This is a genomic window from Kitasatospora sp. NPDC056783 (assembly GCF_042789895.1).
Taxonomy (GTDB): Bacteria; Actinomycetota; Actinomycetes; order Streptomycetales; family Streptomycetaceae; genus Kitasatospora.
Map to the genome: position 1 here is coordinate 1 of NZ_JBHUAF010000169.1, position 17,250 is coordinate 17,250.

The window sequence follows — 17,250 nt, forward strand, 5'->3', positions numbered from 1 at the left end:
GTGCAACTGCCGATCTCGGCAGTTGCACAGCGGCGGGCCCGCCCTTGACCCGCCGGCCCTACCCCTCTTCCAGCGCCCGGAGCAGTGCGGCGAGTTCGCCCGTGAGGGGTGACGCCTCGAGGACCCGGCAGAGCATGGCGTCGTGCGCCGGCCCCGCCTCCGTGAGCAGCTTCCGCCCGTCCTCGGTCAGCTCGGTGGAGACGCCGCGCCGGTCCGTCGTGCACAGCACCCGGCACAGCAGGCCCCGCTCTTCGAGCCGGTTGACCATGCGCGTCGCGGCGCTGTCGCTGAGGGCGGCCACCCGGGCCAGCTGCTTCATGCGCATGTGCCAGCCGTCCTGCCGGCTCAGCGCCTCCAGGACCGTGTACTCCACGACCGACAGGCCGTGGGGGCGCAGCGCGTCCTCCAGGGCCTTCTCCAGGTCGCAGTGCAGCGCGGTGAGGGTGCGCCAGCCGTGCACCCGGACTTCGGACGAATCGTCGGAGATGTAGATGGCCGCCTCCCCTGGCTGACGGGCGCCCGCCTCCCGGCTCACCCCTGGATCCCATCGCCTCCGGAGCCATTCGTATCGCACACCTACGTGTGCAAGCTAGCTGCTTGCAGGCACATAGGGTTTCTGCAACTGTTGTGCGCGCTCGTTACAAGCGCAAACAAAGAGGAGGGCTCCCATGCCTCTCGCGTTGTTAGCCCTGGCCATCAGCGCCTTCGGGATCGGGACGACCGAGTTCGTCACCAATGGTCTGCTGCCCGAAGTCGCCGGAGACTTCGACGTCTCCATCCCCACGGCCGGGCTGCTGACGACCGGCTACGCGCTCGGTGTGGTGGTCGGCGCTCCCGTGCTCACCGCCGCCACGACGCGGATGCGCCGCAAGAACCTGCTCATCGGTCTGATGATGCTCTTCATCGTGGGCAACCTGGTAGCCGCGCTCGCGCCCACGTACGCGCTGCTGATGACGGGCCGCGTGCTGTCGGCGCTGTGCCACGGCGCGTTCTTCGGTGTCGGCTCCGTCGTCGCGGCGGGCCTGGTCAACCCGGACAAGAAGGCCGGCGCGATCTCCCTGATGTTCACCGGTCTGACGCTCGCCAACGTGCTCGGCATGCCCATGGGCACGATGCTCGGCCAGCACTTCGGCTGGCGCTCCGCCTTCTGGGGCGTCGTCGTCCTCGGCGTGGTCGGCCTGATCGGCATCGCGACCCTGGTGCCCGGTGAAGGAGTGGCCGAGGAAACCAACCTGCGGGCGGAACTGGCCGCCTTCCGCAAGCCGCAGGTGTGGCTGGGGCTCGCCGTCACCGCCATCGGCTTCAGCGGCCTGCTGGCCTCCTTCACCTACGTCGCGCCCATGATGACGGAGGTGGCCGGGTTCTCCCCGGGCAGCATCACCTGGCTGCTCGCGCTGTACGGGCTCGGGCTCGTCGCCGGCAACTACCTCGGAGGCAAGGCCGCCGACCGCGCCCTGACCGCCACCATCTTCACCCTGCTGATCGGGCTCGCCCTCGTCCTGCTGCTCTTCACGTTCACGGCGCACAACAAGGTGACCGCCGTCATCACCCTGCTCGTTCTCGGCGGTGTCGGCTTCGGCACCATCCCGCCGCTGCAGACACGGGTCATGCAGCTGGCCGGCGGCCCGGCGACCCTGGTGTCGGCCGCCAACATCGCCGCCTTCAACCTGGGGGCGGCCGTGGGCGCGTGGCTGGGCGGCGCCGCCATCGACGCGGGGCTCGGCTACACCTCGCCCAACTGGGTGGGCGCCGTCATCAGCACGGTCGGCATCCTGCTCGCGACCGTCTCGGTGGGCCTGGAGCGCCGCGACCGCAAGCCGGGCGCCGTCACGGCGGCGGCCGCGACCGGCACCGAGAGCGCCCCGGCGCCCGCGCCCCGGGGCTGACCCGCGCGCCGCCCGCCGGGGGTCCCCCCGCGCGGCCCCGCGCCCGGTCGCCGTCCGCGGCACGGGGCCGTCCACCAGCGCGACGCCTCCCTCCTGTGCGGAGGCGTCGCCGTCCACCCCTCCAGCCGGCAAGGAGCATCCGTGCCCCACGTACGCACCGACCTGTCGACCGGCCCGAGCACCGTCGAGTACCTGCGCACCGGTTCGGGCCCAGGGGTCGTCCTGGTGCACGGCACCGGAGCCACCCCGGAGGCCAACTACACCGAGCTGATGGAGGAGCTGAGGCCGCGGCACACCGTCGTCGCCCCGTTCCTGTCCGGCTCCGGCGGGACCACCGACTCCGGGGCCCCGCTGACGGTGGAGGACCTGGCACGGCAGGTTCTCGCCGCCGCCGACCACGCCGGACTCGACGACTTCGCCTTGGTCGGCCACTCCCTCGGCGCCTGCGTGGCCGCCGCCGCGGCGGCCGCCTCCGGCCGTCACGTCCGCTCGCTCGTGCTGCACGCGGGGTGGGCCAGGAGCGATCCGCGCATGGCACTCCAGTTCGGGCTCTGGCGGGACCTGGTCACGGCCGATTCCGAACTCCTCGCCCGCCTGGTGCTGTTGACCGCCTACGCCACGGACGACTCGCCGTTCCGGAACACCGAGGCCCTCGACGCCGAGGTGTCGGCCTTCGCCGCCCTGTTCCGCCCCGAAGGCATGAGCCGGCAACTGCACCTGGGCCGCCGCGTCGACATCGAGCACCTGCTGCCTCGTGTCACCGCGCCGACGCTGGTCATCTCGGGCGAGGGCGACGCGATCGTACCCCCCGCCCACCAGGACCGGATGGCGGAGCTCATCCCGCGCGCCGACGTCGTCCGGGTCCCGGGCGGGCACGCGTTCCCCTTCGAGTCTCCGGAGAAGTTCACCGGCCTCGTCTCCGACTTCGTCCGTACCGCGTGAGCCGGCCGCTGTCCCGCCGTCGGAGCACCGGGTGGTCAGAACGCGCGGACGGCCGGGAGCTGGGACAGCCGGCCGCAGGAGTCCAGCTGGTCGGCGAACGCGTTCAGCGACGCCGCGTAGGCGCGGGCCGCCGCCGACAGCCGCGGCGCGACGTGCCCGGGGACCCGGTGCAGGATCCGCTGCTGCTCGGCGGCGAGCAGCAGTTGGGGTTCCAGCGTGCGCAGCAGGAACCGTCCCTCCTCGGTGAACCGGAGCGCCGGGTCCCGGCGCAGCGAACGGAGCGTGGCCTCGATGTCGTACAGCTCGGTGGGGACCTCCCGGCCCGGCCGCTTCGCCCGGGCCTCCGCGCGCAACCGCACGGGAGCGCCCGGGCAGGCATCGATCGCGGCCGGCGGATGCGCCGCATCGCCCGACACGGGCGGCGAAGCGGCGGGATCCACCGTCTGGAGGCCGCCCGGGGCCGCCGCCGCGGCCTTCGGTTCCCTGGCCGCGCGTCGCTGCCGCGCCGGTACGGGGTGCTCGCCCCGGCTCAGCCGGGCGCGCACGTCGCGGACCGTCCCCGGCGAGATGCCGGCCTGGGCCGCGATGGTCCGTAAGGAGGCGTCCGGTTGGGTGTGCAGCAGCCGCGCGGCGAGCACCCGCCCGCGCTGCGGGTCGAGCGGGCGCGCCCGGTCGTCGCGTCCCACCCGCACGGTGGCACCGTCGGACGGCTGCCGGGCGGCACGGAGTTCGGCCACGGCGCGGGCGGACAGGCCGGCGACGGCGGCGATGCGACGGTCCGACCACTGGGGGTGCGTCAGGAGGATGCGCTCCGCCGCGGTGCGGCGCTCGGCGAGCGACAGCGGCAGGCCGTGGACGGTATTGGCGTGGACGGCGTAGACGTACGCCTCCTGCGGCCCGCCGTGGAACCAGCGCACCGCGATCTCCTGGTCGCCGCGATGCACCGCGGCCTCCAGGCGGTGCAGGCCGTCCACCACGTCCATCGTGCCGGCGCGCACGACGATCGGCCGGAACGGTTCGTCAAGGCCGGCCAGGGTCTCGATGTGCTCCCGGTCCAGAGACCGTCTGGGGGAGTCCGCCCGCCGCAGTGCGCTCACCGCAACCCGGTCGACCCGCTTGGCCAGCCCCTGCCCCACCTCGGCGGCGACCGACGACGCGGACTCGGCCCATGGTTCGGACCCGCCCCTCGAACTGACGGCGTGCACGCTTCCCCCTCAGCTGTCCCTTGACCTTCTGATCGTCCGGCGTATTGCCCGAAGCCGTGGTGTCACTGAGAGGATGTAAACGCTATGTTTCCGGTATGTTGAACTGAACGTTCATTCTCTCGCACCAGGTTCCACATCGCGCTACGACGCTAGCAGGTTGATCCTCATGCGGGAATGGGGCCCAGCCAAGAAAGAGGACTTTTCGGTATGGTGGAACACGACTCGGTGAGACCCCACCGCGTACAGTCCGTCGCCCGCGCCTTCTCGCTGCTCGAAGCGGTCAGCGCCGCCCCCGACGGCGCCCGGCTCAGCGACGCGGCCGAGTCCGTCGGCCTGCCCCGCAGTACGGCGCACAACCTGCTCGCCACCCTGGAGTCGCTCGGCTACGTCACCCAGCGCTCGAACGCGGGCCGGTACGTCCTCACGGAGCGGTTGACGGAACTCGTCCGAGGGTCGGTCGGCAGCGACGACTGCCTGCGCGAGCTCGTCAACCCGATCCTCGGCAAGCTTGCCACGATCAGCGCGGAGACCTGCTACCTGGCTGTCCCGGCACTGCGGGACTACGTCTACATCGACACCGTCGAGTCCCCGCAGCCACTCAAGCTCGCCGTACCGGTCGGCGGCCGTGACTCCTTCTTCGGTACGGCCATCGGGCACGTCCTCCTGGCCTTCAGCCCCGCGTCCGCCCAGCGCCTCGCCCGCGAGCAGCCGGAGCAGTGGGCCCGGTGGAAGAACAAGGTCGGCGAGGTGCACGAACACGGCTACGCCATCGACCTGGAGGACTACCATCCCGGACTGTGCTGCGCGGCCGTCCCGGTCTCCCGGAACGGCCGCGTGGTGGCCGCCCTCGGCGTGTCGGGCCCCGCCTGCCGGCTGCCGGAGGAACGGCTGCGCGAACTCTCCGCCACCGCCCTGATCCTCCTGTCCGAAGCGGGCCTCACCCAGGCCACCGGCCAGGAGCACCGCACCGGTTGAGCCCACCGGCCCTCCGCGGCGAGGTGGCCGGCATCGGTGCGCGGCCGACCGAAGCACTCGGCCGCGGCGAGGCCGAGCACGCCGGCCTCGCGTGATCCTTCGTCCGAGCCGTCCGAGCCGTCCGAGCCGTCCGAGCCGTCGAGGCGAAGCGACCGCGACGCCGTCCGCCGCTCGCCGGGCAGCAGGGCGCCGAGCAGGGCGCGGTGGGCGCCGAGGACGTCCACGGTGCGTCGGCTCCCCTTCGCCGAGCGGGCGGTGGACAGGTGACGAGGAGTCCGCCCGGGAGCGCCGCCGGTACCGTCCCGCGCCCCGTCCGTCCTGCCGTTTCTGGGCCCGGTGGCGCTTGAGGAGGGCGGTGAGCCGCCGCGGGCCGGCCTCGCCGTTCAGTCCGGCGGTGAGGCCGTCGGGGCAGAGCTCGTGGTGGTCGCCCCACCACCGGCGCCCCCGGTCGTCCCGGACGCGGTACCCGCCGGGCACGCCCCTGGCCACGTAGCGGCGCCCACCCATGGCGCCCCCGCCGAGAGCGGCGCCCGCGCCCGTGGCCCACGTCCCCTCCCGTGCGCTCGACCGGCAGCGGGCTACGGCAGGTCCCGGCCGCGGTCCCGGGCGACAAGCCGGGTGCGCGGGAAGCCGGCCCCGCCGACCTCCCGCGCGGCGCGCGCTACCTGCCGCCCGCCCGGCGGCTGCGGCGGGTGACGGAGTCGAGGACGACGGCCGCCAGCAGCACCGCGCCGGTGATCATGTACTGGATGGCCTGGGCGGCGTGGACCATGTCCAGCCCGGTGGTGATGGACTGGATCACCAGGATGCCCAGCAGCGCCGACCAGGTCTTTCCGCGCCCGCCGAAGAGGCTGGTGCCGCCGATGACGGCCGCGGCGATCGCGCTCATCAGCACGTTGCCGCCGCCCAGCTGCTTGTCCGCCGAGCCCTGCTGGGAGGCGTAGAACAGCCCGCCGAGGCCGGCCAGGAACGCGGCGAGCACGAACACCGAGATCCGGACCCGGGCGACGTCGACGCCGGCGCGCCGGGCCGCCTCGACGCCGCCGCCGACCGCGAAGACCTGCCGGCCGTAGCCGGTGCGGCGCAGCACGAAGTCGGTGAGCAGGACGGCGCCGAGCAGGACCACCAGGGACAGCGGCAGGCCGCGGTCCTGGTTGAGGGCGTAGGCGGCGGCCAGGGTGAGGACGGCCAGGGCGGCCGCGCGCAGCGCGCTGTCGGCGGCGGGCGCGGCGGTGAGGCCGGCGGCGCGGCGGCGGCGGGCGGTGCGCAGGCGGGCGGCGAGGTAGAGGGCGGGGGCGAGGACGGCCAGGCCCCAGGCGTAGGCGATGTCGCCGCCGCCGAGGAAGGTGGTGTCCAGGCTCGCGACGATGCCCTCGTGGCGGTTGTTGACGGTGCCGCCGTCGCCGAGCACGTACTCCTGCAGGCCGCTCCAGGCGAGCATTCCGGCGAGCGTGACGACGAACGCGGGCACGCCGACGCGGGCGAAGAACAGCCCGTGCAGCAGTCCCATGGCGCAGGCCGCGCCGAGGGCGGCGAGGATCGCCACCCATTCGCTCCAGCCCTGGCGCGCCGTCAGCACGGCGGTGATCGCGGCGCTCGCGCCGGCCACCGAGCCGAGCGAGAGGTCGATCTCGCCGAGGATCAGCACGAAGACGACGCCGACCGCGATCAGGCCGGGCCCGGCGATGAAGCGGGTGATGTTGGTGAGGTTGTCGGCCTGGAGGAAGTGGTGGGTGACGGCCTGGAAGACGACGGCGATGACGACGAGGCCGACGACGACCGGCAGCGAGCCGAGTTCGCCGGAGGCCAGGCGCCGGCGCGCGGCCCGGGCGTGTTCGGCCCAGCCCCGCGCGGGCGGCTGAAGGCGCGGATCGGCGGCGGGTGCGGTGGGGGAGGCGGGTGCTCCGGGGGTGCTCATACGGCCTCGGCCTCCTCGGTGTGGTCGGCGCGCCGGGCCCGGCGGCGGGCGTGGGCGTTGTCGGTGGCGCCGGTGATCGCGGCGACGATCTGCTCCTGGGTGGTGTCCGCCACCGGGAAGACGCCGTTGTTGCGGCCCAGGCGCAGCACCGCGACGGTGTCCGCCACCGCCCGGACGTCGGCCATGTTGTGGCTGACCAGGACCACCGCGAGACCGCGTTCGCGCAGCCGTTCCACCAGGTCGAGGACCTGGGCGGTCTGTTCGACGCCGAGGGCGGCGGTGGGCTCGTCCAGGACGACCAGGGACGGCTCGCCGACCAGGGCGCGGGCGATGGCGACCACCTGCCGCTGTCCGCCGGACAGCGCGGCGACGGGGGTGCGCACGTCGGGGATGCGGATGGCGAGGGTGTCGAGCAGGCGGCGGGCGTGCTGCTCCATGGCGACCTCGTCGAGCAGGCCGCGGCGGCGCTTCTCGCGGCCGAGGAAGAGGTTGGCGATGACGTCGAGGTTGTCGCACAGGGCGAGGTCCTGGTAGACGGTCGCGATGCCGAGGGCGGCGGCGTCCTGGGGGCGGGCGAGGCGGACCGCCTCGCCGTGCCAGGTGAGGGTGCCCTCGTCCACGGGGTGGACGCCGGCGATGGTCTTGACGAGGGTGGACTTGCCGGCGCCGTTGTCGCCGACGAGGGCGAGGACCTCGCCGGCGTGGACGGTGAGATCGACGTCGGTGAGGGCCTGGACGGCGCCGAAGCGCTTGGAGACGCCGTGCAGCTGCAGGACGGGTGCGCCTGTCACGTGAACAACCACCTTGGGGGACGGTCTACTTGAGGCCGGCGGCGGCGCACGCGGCGGCGTAGTCGGCGGTGCAGATGTCGGAGACCTTGTAGAGGCCGTCGGCCAGGACGGTGGCGGCGATGTCGTCCTTGGTGACGACCTTGGCGTCCAGCAGCCTGGACGGGATGTTCCTGGCGGTGTCGCTGTCGACGCTGTCGGTGGCGATCGCCTTGACGTCCTTGCCCTGGAGCAGGGCGACGGCCAGTTCGGCGGCGGTCTCGGCGAGCGGGCGGTAGGCCTTGTAGATGGTGTACGCCTGGTCGCCGCCCACGATCCGCTGGATGGCGTCGAGTCCGGCGTCCTGGCCGCCGACGGGGACCTTGATGCCGGCGCCCTTGAGCTGGGTGACGATGGCGGCGGCCATGCCGTCGTTGGCGGAGTAGACGCCCTGGAAGCCGTTCTTGCCGAGCTCGGTGACGGCGGCGGAGATCTTCTGCCCGGCGACGACCGGGTCCCACTGGCCGGACTGCTCGTAGACGACCTTCTTGACCTTGCCGTCGAGGGCCTTGTGCGCGCCGGACTTGAACTGCGCGGCGTTGGGGTCGGCCTCGTCGCCGTCGATCATGACGATGTTCGCCTCGGCGGCCCGCGGGCCGAGCGCCTCCAGCAGGGCCTGGCCCTGGAGTTCGCCGACCTTCTCGTTGTCGAAGGAGGTGTAGGCGGCGACCGGGCCGGAGGCCAGGCGGTCGTAGGCCAGGACCTTGACCCCCTTGGCGGCGGCCTGCTGGACCCAGTCCTGGGTGGACTTGGCGTCGTACGGGTCGAGGATGATCACCTTGACGCCCTGGGTGAGCAGGGTGTCGAACTGCTGCTTCTGCTTGGCGGCGCTGCCCTGGGCGTTGTTGTACAGCACCTTGCAGGACGCGCACAGGGACTTGACCTTGGCCTCGATGAACGGCCGGTCGAAGGACTCGTAGCGCACGGAGGAGGCGTTCTCGGGCAGCAGCAGGCCGATGGCGTTCGGGTCGCCGCCGGCGGCGGAGGAGGAGTCGCCCTTGGCGCCGGCGGCCTTGCCGCAGGCGGCGGTCATGGACAGGGTCAGCGCGAGGCCCACGGCGGAGACGAGGGCGCGACGCAGTGCGGCGTTCATCGGATACCTCTCCCTGGGGTCGCCGCGGCGTCGCGGCGGGGTGGGGGGAGTCAACCTTGGGCGCGTACATGCCGTCAATAAGTAAAACCGTACTGCCGGGAATCCATCACCACTCGTTATCTTCGTGAACACGCCGCGGACGCCCCGAGGCGGCTCCCCGGCCCTCCGGGCGCACGCGGACGGGAGCGCCCGCCGCTCCCCCGTGCGGCGGGCGCCCCCCGCTCGTCCCCGGCGGTGCGTCAGGGGCGGTCGAGGGTGATCGAGTTGACCGGCCCCAGGTCGTAGTAGACGCCGCGCTGCGCCGCGATGTCGTAGACGCAGTCGGTGCCGCCCGAGCCCCGGCACAGGCGGGCGTGCGCGCCGCCGGTCTGGTTGTCGAGCACCCAGTGGTTGCCGTACTGGTTGCTCAGCCGGTGCGCGCCGTAGCTCCAGTAGACGTCGCTGGGCGAGACGGCCGGGTCCTGGTCCTGCGGGTAGACGCAGACCGCGCCGGACGGGCAGCCCGCCCAGTCGTCGGCCAGGGCCTCGCCGGCCCCCGTCGTGGTCAGGGCGGCGGCGGCCATCGCCAGGGCGGCGACGGCGTGGGTGATCCTGCGCATGGTGGTGCTCCCTCGGCTGGTACGGGACCGGCCGGCCGCTCGCCGTCCGGTGCCCGTCAGCCTAGGAATCCCGTGCCCGGGGCGGTCCCTGACATCCGTCAGGGGCGCGCCCGCCCGCCCCGCGCGCCGAGGGCCGGGCCGCCCGGGCCGCCGCCCTCCCCGCCCCCGCTACACCCGCAGCCCGCCCGCCTCGCGCACCCCCGCCGGCGCCACCGCCGCGGTGGCGCGCTCGAACAGGGCGCCGCTGCGGCTGCCGGGCGCCGTGCGCACCCAACGCCAGCCCCGCGCGCGGTAGTAGGCGTGCAGGGCGGCGTTGTCGCTCCACACGTTCACCCGCAGCACCCGGGCGCCCGAGCGCCCCGCCCGCCAGGCGGCCCAGTCGCCCAGCCGGGCACCGACGCCGCGCCCGGCATGCCGGCGGTCGACCGTGAACGAACTCAAGTAGCGCGCCGGGCAGGCCAGTTCCTCCACGCTCCAGAGCCGGGGGCTGCCGGTGGGGCGGATCGTCACGGTGGCGACGGCCTCGCCGCGCGGCTCCAGCGCCGCCACCACGGTCGCGCCGCGGGCGATCAGCGCGAGCCCCCGCTCGGGGTCGTACGGGGACGACCACTGGGCCGAGCCGTGCTCCAGGGCGATCCAGGCGGCGGCCTCCGCGCGCAGGGCGGCCAGCCGGGGCAGGTCGCCGGGGCGGGCGGCACGCACGTACAGCGCGGCGCCCCGCGCGGCGTCCGGAGCGGCGTTCAGCACGGCAGGGCGGGTTCGAGGGCCTCCAGCGTGAAACCCGCGCGCAGCGCCCGCACCAGGCGCCGCCCGCCCTCGGTGAGCGCGGTGCCGTCGGGGGTGGTCAGCGAGCGCCGGGCGACGATCCGCGCCAGCGGCACACCCGGGCGCACCACCATGCCGGGGGAGGGCAGTTGGAGGAGCACGCAGTCGTCGGGGCCGCACTCCAGCAGGCCGAACCCGGCGCCGCAGTGCCGGAGCCGGCCGTCCTTGAGCCGGTGCAGCCCGCCGCCGGGCGCGCCCGCCACCCGCGCCGTCGGGCCGCTGTGCCGCACCACCAGCTGCGCGGCGCCCGCCGCGTCCGTGCGCCCCTCGCCGCCGGTGACGTGCCCGTACAGCTCCAGCATGTGGCGCAGCGCGGACGGCAGCGCGCCCTCGGCCGACTCCACCTCGCCCAGCAGCCAGGTCGAGCCCTGCATGCGGCAGTTGAGCTCCAGCAGCACCGGCCGGTCGCCGTCCAGGACGAAGTCCGCGCCGAACAGCCCGCGGTAGCCGAGCGCCGCCAGCGCCTCGCCGACGCGCCGCGCCATGGAATCGGCCCGGGCCAGGGGCAGCGGCGCCAGCAGGGCGGGAGCGGCGAAGTCACAGCCGGAGTAGGCGCCGAAGGGCGCGCCGACGCCCTCGACACGGGTCAGCTGCACCGAGGGGCGCAGCAGCCGCACCGTGCCGTCCGCCGACACCAGGACGTGCAGGTTGACCGCCGGGCCCTCGACGTAGCCGCTCACCAGCCAGGGCCCGCCGCCGGCCCGGCGGATCGGAGGCAGGCCGTCCTCCCCGGAGACCAGGTGGGTGCCCTTGCCGCCGGAGCCCAGCGGCGCCTGCACCACGTAGCGCCCGCCGAAGCGCCGGCGCAGCTCCCGGTGGTCGAGCGCCGGCACCACCGCGTCGGGCGGGGTCACCGCCCCCGTGGAGCGCAGCCACGCGCGCTGGACCCGCTTGTCGCCCAGCACCGGCATCGCCGGCATCGGCGGCGGCTCCACCAGGCGGGTGCCGAGCGCCTCGAGTGCCGCGCGCCACTCGGCCTTCATCGCGGTGTAGGGCAGCAGCGCCAGCGTCCGGCCCCGCCAGCCGCCGCCCGCGCCGCCGGTGGTGGCGATCCGGCGCAGCACCTCGTCGACGCCCGCCCCCAGCGAGGTGTTGTCGCGCACCAGGGAATGCGGCTCCAGCGCGTGGAACCGCGCCCCGGACCCGCCCGGCCCGCTCCCGCCCGGCCCGAACTCGCCCGCCCAGCCCGCGTCCGGGCCCTCCACGCTCAGCACCTCGGCCACACAGCCGCTGCGCAGCAGGGGCAGCGCGAACAGAGGACGGGGGCAGCAGGACAGCCCGGGCACGGCCCGCAACCGGGCCACCGCTTCGTCACAGGATGTGATCACCCACGCGATTATGGAGAGCCCGGACCGAGCCCGGCCGCCACCGCACCCCCCACCCCGCCCCGCACGTGGCCCGCCCCGCCCCCACCCTCACCCGAACGGAGGAGCGCCCCGCGTTGACGGCCCGCCCGCACCCGTCGCCGGACGCCGGGACTGCCGTGCACGAATGACCGACCGCGCCCACCCCGCCGACGACACCGCCCGCACCACCGAGGCCACCCGCGTCCTCGACCTGCGCCGCCACGAGGACGGCGGCGCGGTCGTCCGCCACACCTCCCCGGCCCCGCACGGGGTGGGCACCACCCGGCAGGTCACCGCGCTCGGCACGCTGCGCCTGCGCGAGGAGTTCATCCACTGGGACGAGGGCACCCGGCACGCCTTCCAGGCCACCCAGGCGAGCCTGCCGCCGTACCGGCGCTTCGGCGAGGACTGCCTCCTCGAACCCCTCCCGTCCGGCGGCACCCGCCTCACCTGGACCTTCGCCTACGAGCCGAACCCGCTGCTGCGCCGCCCCGCGGCCCTGGCCGGCGCGCCCGGGGCGGCGTTCCTGCGCACGCTGATCGCCGACACCGAACGGCACTTCGGCGCGGCGTAGCGGCCCGGGGGCGTCTATTCGGCGTGGGCGGCCGAAGGCGCCGCGCCACCGGCGGAGGTGTGCCGCTCCAGCAGGGCGCGCAGCGCCCCCTGGTCGGCGGCCGCGCGCTTGGGCAGCGCGACGAAGCAGTTGCCGCCGCGGCCCAGCAGCACGAACAGGCGCTCGGTCTCCATGAAGCGCGTCAGCTTCGTCCACGGCAGGGCGTTGCCGCCGCGGCTGTCGGTGACGCTCAGCCCGCCGCCGTCCACCACCGCCCGGCGCTCGCCGCGCCGGGCCGCCCGCCGGCACGCCGAGGCCAGCTGCCAGCGGGGCAGGAACAGCGCCAGTGCCACCAGCGCGACGGTCACCACCACGTCCCCGGCTTCCAGTTCGCCGCCGGCCGCCCTCAGCACGCACCCGAGCGCCGAGAAGCCGGCGATCGCCCACGGCACGAGCCGCGCCAGCCGGCCCGCGACGGTGTGCCGCACCTGCGCGGCGAAGGACTCGCGCAGGTCCCCGGCCGTCAGCTCGTACACCAGCTCCACGCGTTCCCGCTCCACCGCCGCACTCCTTGATCCACTCGTCGGCAAGACGCGGATCGTAGCAGGCCCCCGGCGGACGGACGCGCCCCGGCTACCCCTGTGACCAGCGGCTTTCCACCACCCCGCAGTCGTACGCCGACACCGTGTCCAAGCGCAGGCCGTGCTCCACCAGCCACGGCCCGAACACCCGGGCGCCCGCCCCCGCGAACCCCGGGTTGACGAACAGCCGCAGCTCCTCGGCCAGTCCCTCGCGCAGCAGCGAGGACACCAGCCCCGCGCCCCCGAAGCACAGCAGCGGCCCGCCCGCGGCCTCCTTCGCCCGCGCCACCGTCCGCGCCAGCTCCCCGGTGAGCACCTCGGTGCGCGGCCATCGCCGCCGCGGCCGGCCGGCGCGGGAGAGCACGGACTTCGGCAGCGCCCCGATCGCCCGGGCGAAGTCCCAGTCCCCGTCGCCGGGGTGCAGGGCGGCCATCCGCTCCCAGTGCCCCAGGTACCCCTCGTCGGCCATCGGACGGCTCAGCAGGATGCCCGAGGCCCCCGCCAGCAGCGCGTTGAACGAGGACCGAAGGTCCGCGCTCCACGGCCAGTCCGGCCCCCAGTCCCACAACTGCCAGTCCGCGCCCGGCACTTCGCTGCTCACGAAGCCGTCCGCCGACACCTGCACCGCCACCACCAGCCGGCCCGTGCCACCCGTGTCACCCGTGTCGCCCATCACCCACCTCCTCGCGGGCAGGCTAGGCGACGGGTGTGACAACCCGGCCCGGGAACGGGCCGAGGGAGCGGGCCGGAGGGACCCGGAACCCGGCGCCGTCACCCGATCGGGTGGCGGGCCGCGCCGTTTCCCGTGCCGGTGGCGGGCGCCTCGTTAGCGTCGGTCCATGATCGTGCGGTCGTCAACTGGGCTGGTGTACCGGCGATTTGGATTATTGTCGTACGAGTAAAGAGGCATCGACGCATGGCAGACAAGCGCCTGAAGTCCTGGGGCAACAACCGCTCCGGCCAGCTCGGGGACGGCACCCGGGCCGACCTGCGCACCACGGCCACCACCGTCCTCGGACTCACCGGCAGCGAGGTGGTGAAGATCGCCGCCGGCGGCGCCGGAGCGAGCCTCGGCCACGGCCTGGCCCTGCTGGCCGACCGCACCGTGTGCTCCTGGGGGGTCAACGGCTCGGGCCAGCTCGGCGACGGCTCGGTGTTCGGCCACAACGCCCCCGGCCGGGTGGCCGGCCTCACCACCACCACCGACATCGCCGCCGGCGGCGCCCACAGCCTCGCCCTGCTCGCCGACGGCACCGTGATGGCCTGGGGCCAGAACACCCACGGCCAGCTCGGCGACGGCAGCAGCGCCGACAGCAACGTCCCGGTACGCGTCGAAGGCCTCCACAAGGTCGTCGCCATCGCCGCCGGCCTCCACCACAGCCTCGCCCTGCGCGAGGACGGCACCGTCTGGGCCTGGGGCCACGGCCTCAACGGCCAGCTCGGCGACGGCACTTCGGCCAGCCGCGGCACCCCCGCCCAGGTCACCGGCCTGACCGGGATCACCCGCATCGCCGCCGGCGCCAACCACAGCCTCGCCCTGGCCGGAGCGCCGGGCACCGCCAACACCGTGAAGGCCTGGGGCTACAACGCCACCGGCCAGCTCGGCGACAACACCACCATCCACCGCTTCACCCCCGTCACCACCCAGGGCGCCTGGAGCGGCGGCGTCACCCAGATCGCCGCCGGCGCCAACCACAGCCTCGCCGTCACCGACAGCGACAACCGGCTCAAGGCCTGGGGCCAGAACACCTCCGGCCAGCTCGGCGACGGCACCACCGTCTTCCGCGTCACCCCCGTCACCGTCCCCGGCCTGAGCGGCGTGCGGACGGTGGCGGCCGGCCGCGAGCACACCATGGCCCTGTCCGGCAACAGCACCGTGCACTCCTGGGGCCACAACGGCTCCGGCCAGCTCGGCGACGGCACCACCACCGACAGCACCACCCCGGTGGCCACCCCCGCCACCCTCACCGGCATCGACGAGCTCGCCGCCCCCGTCGGCGGCGACTTCAGCCTGGCCAACTGAACCGGGCCGGACGCCCCCGCGGCCCGCCGCCCCGGCCCACCCGCCGAGGGGCCGCCCGGGCGGCGGGGGAGCGGCGGGGGAGCGGATGCGCGAGCACCCCCACGGGCCTAGCGTGGCCCCATGGAGCTGTTCCCCCCGATCCCGCTGGCCCAGTGGCGGGACTCCAAGGAGACGTTGCACCGCTTCGCCCAGATCGTCGGCAAGGTCCGCCTGGCCCACAGCGCCCGGCGCAACCACTGGTGGAACGTCCCCTACCACCTCACCGGGCGCGGCATCACCACCCGCCCGATGGCCACGGCCGACGGCGGCGGGACCTTCTGCGTCGACTTCGACTTCGTCGACCACCGCCTGCTGGTCTGCTCCTCGGACGGCCGAAGGGCCTCCTTCCCGCTCACCGGACAGTCCGTGGCCACCTTCTACCGCGCCACCCTCGACGCCCTCGCCGCCATCGGCGTGACCGTCGACATCCCGCACCCCCACCCCTTCGACCTGCCCGACGCCGCCCGCCCCTTCGCGGACGACACCGAACACGCCGCCTACGACCCGTTCTGGGTCAACCGCTACTGGCAGGTCCTCGGCCAAGTCGCCCTGCTCCTGGAGGAGTTCGCCGCCCGTTTCTGCGGCAAGACCAGCCCCGTCCACCACTTCTGGCACACCTTCGACATCGCCGTCACCCGCTTCTCCGGCCGCGAGACCGCCCAGCCGGCGACCGTCGACCCGGTGACCCGCGAGGCCTACTCCCGCGAAGTCGTCAGCTCCGGCTTCTGGTTCGGCGACGACACCGTCCCCAGGCCCGCCTTCTACTCCTACGCCGCCCCCGAACCCGACGGCCTGGCGAAGAGCCCGCTGCGCCCGGCCGCCGCGAGCTGGATGGAACGCAACGGCAGTCACCTGGCCGTCCTGGACTACGACGAGGTCCGCGGCCGCGAGGACCCGCGGGCCGTCGTCCTCGACTTCTTCGAGTCCGTCTACCAGCCCGCGGCCCGCCTGGCCGGCTGGGACGTCGGCGGCGAGGCCTCGCCCGGCGGAGTCACCGACCCGGTGGCCGCCCGGGGCGGCGTCTGACGGCGGGCGGGCCCGACGGCCGGGCGGGCCGGCCGGCGTCGAACCGGCCGCCGTGCCCCGCCCGTTCTCCTGCACGGGGGGTACGCCGGCCGGCCTGACACGCCGGGGGCGGAAAGCGGCGGTCCCCGGACGGCCATGGGTTAGGTTCCTCGGTGAGTTGCACATGCCAATGACCGTGGGGACGGAGAGAAGATGGCGGCCGTGGGGGCGTACCAGCAGAGGGTCCGGGAGTTGTTCGACACCATCGACGCCGATCTCGACGGCGCGATCACCTGGGGCGACTTCCGGCGCGTCATCGACCGGCAGACCGGCGCCGAGCCGCAACGGCGGCTGGTGGAGGAGGAGTTCGACGGCCTCTGGGCGGCCCTGCGGGACGCCGGCCTGGACCGCGGGGGCCGGGTGCTGCGGGGCGAGTTCCTCGCGGACGCCGGCCGCAGGGCCGCCGGGAGCGCGCCCGGCGCGACCCCCGATCACGTCACCCGGTTCGCGGACGCGGCCTACTGCCTGATGGACACGGGCCGGGACGGGCGGGTCGGCAAGGCGCGGTTCCGGCGGTACCTGGAGGAGCGGAGCATCACCGGCCCCGCCGCCGTCGAGGAGTTCGGCCGGCTCGACCGCTGCGGCGCCGGGTTCCTCACCCGGGCCGACCTGTGCGCGGCGGGCCGGCGCTTCTTCGCCGACCCGAACCCCGGGGTCCCCCGGAAGTGGCTGACGGCCCCCTTCTTCGCCTGACGGCGCACGCCCGGGTCTCCGGCCAACCCGGCCTTCCCGTACGGCGGTTGGGGCGGGACGGCCGGGCGGTCGGAGCCGGCCGCCCGGGGGTCGGCCCGGCGGTTGGCCCGGCCGGGCGGCGGCGTTGCGCCGTCCGGGTAGCCGACGCCGTGTCCGCCAGTGGCGGGAAGGTTTGGTTCGGGTACGCATCGGACTCGTCGCCGGGGGCTGTCCCGGCGGCGAGTCCGCACCTTTCCCGAACCCGCAGGAGGCCGCCATGGCCCGTACCAAGCCCATCGTCCTGACCGTTCTCGCCACCGTCGGCGTCCTGGCCGCGAGCACCGCGGCCGTCGCCGACAACAAGCCCGCCACCCGGCCCACCGCCAAGCCGGCCGTCGTCGTCCCGGGCGACCCGGCCGCCGCCGGCCCCTCGCTGCTGGCCGCCCACGACCAGGTCTTCGGCGACTTCGTCGACGTCGCCCCGGGGGCGAACGGGTTCGCCACCGTGGCCTGTCCCTCCGGCGAGGTGCCCACCGGCGGCGGCGGCCAGACCAGCGCGTTCCGGATCTTCTTCACCGACTCCTACCCGAGCGGCAGCGTCTGGGTCGTGCGCGGAACCAACACCAACACCGTCACCGAGTCCATCCGGGCGACCGCGGTGTGCACCACCCCCTGACCCCGGCTTCGCGACGGCCCGGGCC

Annotated in this window: 18 protein-coding genes and 1 pseudogene; 8 read left to right on the forward strand and 11 right to left on the reverse strand. The window is 74.7% G+C overall.

Annotated elements, in window-relative coordinates:
* Positions 1-58: 58 nt before the first annotated feature.
* Positions 59-535: a MarR family winged helix-turn-helix transcriptional regulator gene (locus tag ACFRMQ_RS23160; RefSeq protein WP_380732470.1), complete on the reverse strand. Its 477-nt coding sequence runs from the start codon at positions 533-535 to the stop codon at positions 59-61.
* Between the two features lie 133 nt (positions 536-668).
* On the opposite strand from ACFRMQ_RS23160, the gene ACFRMQ_RS23165 reads away from it, so the two are divergent.
* Together ACFRMQ_RS23165 and ACFRMQ_RS23170 are read left to right on the forward strand one after the other, a co-directional pair.
* Positions 669-1,886 carry an MFS transporter gene (locus tag ACFRMQ_RS23165; protein ID WP_380732471.1) on the forward strand — a complete coding sequence of 406 codons (1,218 nt, stop codon included), beginning with the start codon at positions 669-671 and terminating at the stop codon, positions 1,884-1,886.
* Positions 1,887-2,027: 141 nt separating this feature from the next.
* Complete coding sequence (locus tag ACFRMQ_RS23170) at positions 2,028-2,828, forward strand: alpha/beta fold hydrolase (protein ID WP_380732472.1); 801 nt, start codon at positions 2,028-2,030, stop codon at positions 2,826-2,828.
* A 35-nt stretch (positions 2,829-2,863) separates the two neighbouring features.
* Here the strand turns inward: ACFRMQ_RS23170 and ACFRMQ_RS23175 are convergent, their stop codons facing one another.
* Positions 2,864-4,033 (reverse strand): streptomycin biosynthesis regulator, encoded by a 1,170-nt coding sequence (locus ACFRMQ_RS23175; RefSeq protein ID WP_380732473.1) that lies wholly within the window; start codon positions 4,031-4,033, stop codon positions 2,864-2,866.
* A gap of 207 nt (positions 4,034-4,240) precedes the next feature.
* On the opposite strand from ACFRMQ_RS23175, the gene ACFRMQ_RS23180 reads away from it, so the two are divergent.
* Positions 4,241-5,008 (forward strand): IclR family transcriptional regulator, encoded by a 768-nt coding sequence (locus ACFRMQ_RS23180; protein ID WP_380732474.1) that lies wholly within the window; start codon positions 4,241-4,243, stop codon positions 5,006-5,008.
* 321 nt (positions 5,009-5,329) lie between these two features.
* On the opposite strand, the pseudogene ACFRMQ_RS23185 reads toward ACFRMQ_RS23180, so the two are convergent.
* The 7 genes and pseudogenes from ACFRMQ_RS23185 to ACFRMQ_RS23215 all read right to left on the reverse strand — a co-directional run.
* Positions 5,330-5,515 (reverse strand): annotated as a pseudogene (locus ACFRMQ_RS23185) (hypothetical protein); the annotation flags it as partial.
* A gap of 154 nt (positions 5,516-5,669) precedes the next feature.
* On the reverse strand, positions 5,670-6,926 hold the full coding sequence (locus tag ACFRMQ_RS23190; protein WP_380732475.1) for a sugar ABC transporter permease: 1,257 nt from the start codon (positions 6,924-6,926) through the stop codon (positions 5,670-5,672).
* Complete coding sequence (locus ACFRMQ_RS23195; RefSeq protein ID WP_380732476.1) at positions 6,923-7,717, reverse strand: ATP-binding cassette domain-containing protein; 795 nt, start codon at positions 7,715-7,717, stop codon at positions 6,923-6,925. The genes ACFRMQ_RS23190 and ACFRMQ_RS23195 overlap by 4 nt, the downstream gene beginning before the upstream one ends.
* Positions 7,718-7,742: 25 nt before the next feature.
* Positions 7,743-8,846 carry a sugar ABC transporter substrate-binding protein gene (locus tag ACFRMQ_RS23200; protein WP_380732477.1) on the reverse strand — a complete coding sequence of 368 codons (1,104 nt, stop codon included), beginning with the start codon at positions 8,844-8,846 and terminating at the stop codon, positions 7,743-7,745.
* Between the two features lie 239 nt (positions 8,847-9,085).
* Positions 9,086-9,445 (reverse strand): hypothetical protein, encoded by a 360-nt coding sequence (locus tag ACFRMQ_RS23205; protein WP_380732478.1) that lies wholly within the window; start codon positions 9,443-9,445, stop codon positions 9,086-9,088.
* A gap of 168 nt (positions 9,446-9,613) precedes the next feature.
* Positions 9,614-10,192, reverse strand: coding sequence for a GNAT family N-acetyltransferase (locus ACFRMQ_RS23210; protein ID WP_380732479.1), 579 nt, complete (start codon positions 10,190-10,192; stop codon positions 9,614-9,616).
* The gene (locus tag ACFRMQ_RS23215; protein ID WP_380732480.1) at positions 10,186-11,598 is read right to left on the reverse strand and encodes an ATP-grasp domain-containing protein; all 1,413 of its coding nucleotides are present in this window, start codon (positions 11,596-11,598) and stop codon (positions 10,186-10,188) included. The genes ACFRMQ_RS23210 and ACFRMQ_RS23215 overlap by 7 nt, the downstream gene beginning before the upstream one ends.
* A 163-nt stretch (positions 11,599-11,761) precedes the next feature.
* Here ACFRMQ_RS23215 and ACFRMQ_RS23220 point away from each other — a divergent pair, with 163 nt between their 5' ends.
* A complete protein-coding gene (locus ACFRMQ_RS23220) occupies positions 11,762-12,190 on the forward strand; it encodes an SRPBCC family protein (RefSeq protein WP_380732481.1) in 429 nt (142 codons plus the stop codon).
* A gap of 14 nt (positions 12,191-12,204) precedes the next feature.
* On the opposite strand, the gene ACFRMQ_RS23225 is transcribed toward ACFRMQ_RS23220, so the two are convergent.
* Together ACFRMQ_RS23225 and ACFRMQ_RS23230 are read right to left on the reverse strand one after the other, a co-directional pair.
* Positions 12,205-12,729 (reverse strand): YcxB family protein, encoded by a 525-nt coding sequence (locus ACFRMQ_RS23225; protein ID WP_380732483.1) that lies wholly within the window; start codon positions 12,727-12,729, stop codon positions 12,205-12,207.
* Between the two features lie 73 nt (positions 12,730-12,802).
* A complete protein-coding gene (locus ACFRMQ_RS23230; RefSeq protein ID WP_380732484.1) occupies positions 12,803-13,423 on the reverse strand; it encodes a dihydrofolate reductase family protein in 621 nt (206 codons plus the stop codon).
* A 243-nt stretch (positions 13,424-13,666) separates the two neighbouring features.
* Between ACFRMQ_RS23230 and ACFRMQ_RS23235 the strand changes: the two genes are divergently transcribed.
* From ACFRMQ_RS23235 to ACFRMQ_RS23250, 4 genes are all read left to right on the forward strand, one after another.
* Positions 13,667-14,773, forward strand: coding sequence for an RCC1 domain-containing protein (locus ACFRMQ_RS23235; protein ID WP_380732485.1), 1,107 nt, complete (start codon positions 13,667-13,669; stop codon positions 14,771-14,773).
* Positions 14,774-14,893: 120 nt separating this feature from the next.
* Entirely contained in the window at positions 14,894-15,838 is a 945-nt protein-coding gene (locus ACFRMQ_RS23240) for a DUF5996 family protein (protein ID WP_380732486.1), read from the forward strand.
* A 192-nt stretch (positions 15,839-16,030) separates the two neighbouring features.
* On the forward strand, positions 16,031-16,570 hold the full coding sequence (locus ACFRMQ_RS23245; RefSeq protein WP_380732487.1) for an EF-hand domain-containing protein: 540 nt from the start codon (positions 16,031-16,033) through the stop codon (positions 16,568-16,570).
* 256 nt (positions 16,571-16,826) lie between these two features.
* Positions 16,827-17,225: a hypothetical protein gene (locus ACFRMQ_RS23250; RefSeq protein WP_380732488.1), complete on the forward strand. Its 399-nt coding sequence runs from the start codon at positions 16,827-16,829 to the stop codon at positions 17,223-17,225.
* Positions 17,226-17,250 lie beyond the last annotated feature (25 nt).